Here is a 2,560-nt window from a genome sequence, read left to right as displayed (position 1 = left end):
CCCAGCCCCCTCATCGGCGACCTGCCCGAGGTGCGCCGGGCCCTGGAGGCCGCCAAGGCCGCCGCGCCCGACACCCACGCCCTGCGCGACCGGCTGCGCGGCCTCGCCCCCGCCGACCAGGACCGCCTGCTCACCGACCTGGTCCGCGCCGAGGTCGCCACCGCCCTGCGTCACGCCTCGCCCGAGGCCGTCGACGTGCACCGCGCCTTCAAGGACCTGGGCTTCGACTCGCTCACCGCCGTCGAGGTGCGCAACCGCATCACCGCCGCCACCGACGTCAAGCTGCCCACCACGCTGCTGTTCGACCACCCCAACACCGCCGCCGTCGTCGACCACCTCAAGGACCGGCTGCTCGGCGGACAGCGGCCCGCCACCGCACCCGTGGTCGTCGCGGCCGGCGCCACCGACGAGCCGATGGCCGTGGTCGCCATGGCCTGCCGCTTCCCCGGCGGGGTCACCAGCCCCGAGGAACTCTGGGACCTGATGGTCGCCGAGGTCGACGCGGTGTCCACCCCGCCCGCCGACCGCGGCTGGGACCTCGACTCGATGTACGACCCCGACTCCGAACGGCAGGGCACCACCTACAGCCGTGAGGGCGGCTTCATCCAGGACGTCGCCGGATTCGACCCGGCGTTCTTCGGGATCTCCCCGCGCGAGGCCCTCGCCATGGACCCGCAGCAGCGGCTCCTCCTGGAGACGTCCTGGGAGGTGTTCGAACGCGCCGGCATCGACCCGGAGACCCTGCGCTCCACCGCCACCGGGGTCTTCGTCGGCACCATCAACACCGACTACCAGGTCCGCCTCGGCGGCGCCGCCGCCCAGGAGCAACTGGCCGGCCACCTCATGACCGGCAACGCCTCCAGCATCGCCTCCGGCCGCCTGTCCTACACGTACGGCTTCGAGGGCCCCGCCGTCACCATGGACACCGGCTGCTCGTCCTCCATGGTCGCCCTGCACCTGGCCCTGCAGTCGCTGCGCACCGGCGAGTGCACCATGGCCCTGGCCGGCGGCGTCACCATCATGTCCACCCCCGAGCCCTACGTGGAGTTCTCCCGGCAGCGCGGCCTGGCCCCCGACGGCCGCTGCAAGGCGTTCGCCGAGGGCGCCGACGGGATGGGCTTCGCCGAGGGCGTCGGCCTCGTCCTGCTGGAGCGCCTCTCCGACGCCCGCCGCAACGGCCACCCCGTCCTCGCCGTGGTGCGCGGATCCGCCCTCAACCAGGACGGCGCCTCCAACGGCCTCACCGCCCCCAACGGCCCCTCGCAGCAGCGCGTCATCCGCCAGGCCCTCGCCAACGCCGGACTGTCCGCCGCCGAGGTCGACGTGGTCGAGGCGCACGGCACCGGCACCCCGCTCGGCGACCCCATCGAGGCCCAGGCCATCCTCGCCACCTACGGCCAGGACCGTCCCGCGGACCGGCCGCTGCTGCTCGGCTCGCTGAAGTCGAACATCGGCCACACCCAGGCCGCCGCGGGTGTCGGCGGCATGATGAAGATGGTGCTCGCGATGCGGCACGGCATGGTGCCCAGGAGCCTGCACATCACCGAACCCACCTCGGTCGTCGACTGGTCCGGCGGTGCCGTCCGCCTGGTCACCGAGGCCACCCCCTGGCCGGACGCCGGCCGGCCCCGCCGCGCTGGCATCTCCTCCTTCGGCATCAGCGGCACCAACGGCCACCTCATCCTCGAACAGGCCCCGGAACCCGAGCAGGCCCCGGACCCCGAGCCGGCCGACGAGGCCGACGGCCGGGCGGAGGGCCCGGCGTGGCTGCCGTGGGTGGTGTCGGCGAAGTCGCGTGAGGCGGTGCGGGAGCAGGCGGCGCGGCTGGCCGCGTCCGTGCGTGACAGTGGTGCGGGCGCGCTGGACGTGGCGCACTCGCTGGTGTCGACCCGCGTCGCCATGGACCACCGCGCGGTCGTGGTCGGCAGCGGCCTCGACGGCCTCCTCGCCGGACTCGAAGCGCTCGCCGCGGACGAGCCGTCCGCCCGTGTCGTGGACGGTGTCGCCGAGACCGGGCCCGGCGTCGTGTTCGTCTTCCCCGGCCAGGGCTCCCAGTGGACCGGCATGGCCGTCGAACTCCTGGACACCTCCCCGGTGTTCGCCCAGCGGATGTCCGCCTGCGCCGACGCGCTCGCTCCCCATGTCGAGTGGTCGTTGCTGGATGTGGTGCGGGGTGTGGAGGGTGCTCCTTCGTTGGAGCGGGTGGATGTGGTGCAGCCGGTGTTGTGGGCGGTGATGGTGTCGTTGGCGGAGGTGTGGCGGTCGTGCGGGGTGCGGCCGGCGGCGGTGGTGGGGCATTCGCAGGGTGAGATCGCGGCCGCGTGTGTGGCGGGTGGTCTGTCGTTGGAGGATGCGGCGCTGGTGGTGGCGTTGCGTTCGCGTGCGTTGCGTGCGCTGTCGGGGCTGGGCGGCATGGTGTCGGTGGCGCGTGGTGTGTCGGTGGTGCGGGAGCTGGTCGGCCGGTGGGAGGGCCGGGTGTCGGTGGCGGCGGTGAACGGGCCGTCGTCGGTGGTGGTCTCCGGTGACGCGGACGCGTTGGAGGAGCTGCTGGTGGTGTGTG

The 2,560-nt window shown here is 73.9% G+C and carries 1 protein-coding gene; it reads left to right on the top strand.

Translation table 11 applies throughout. From position 1 onward, the window contains the following. Positions 1–2,560, top strand: a 2,560-nt coding sequence (locus B7767_RS49065; RefSeq protein WP_256923816.1) for a type I polyketide synthase, incomplete at both ends; no start/stop codon positions are given.

The sequence above is a fragment of the Streptomyces sp. 13-12-16 genome, from assembly GCF_002114215.1.
Classification (GTDB): domain Bacteria; phylum Actinomycetota; class Actinomycetes; order Streptomycetales; family Streptomycetaceae; genus Streptomyces.
The sequence above is the reverse complement of the archived record's forward strand: the minus strand, read 5'-3'. Positions and strand labels throughout refer to the sequence as shown.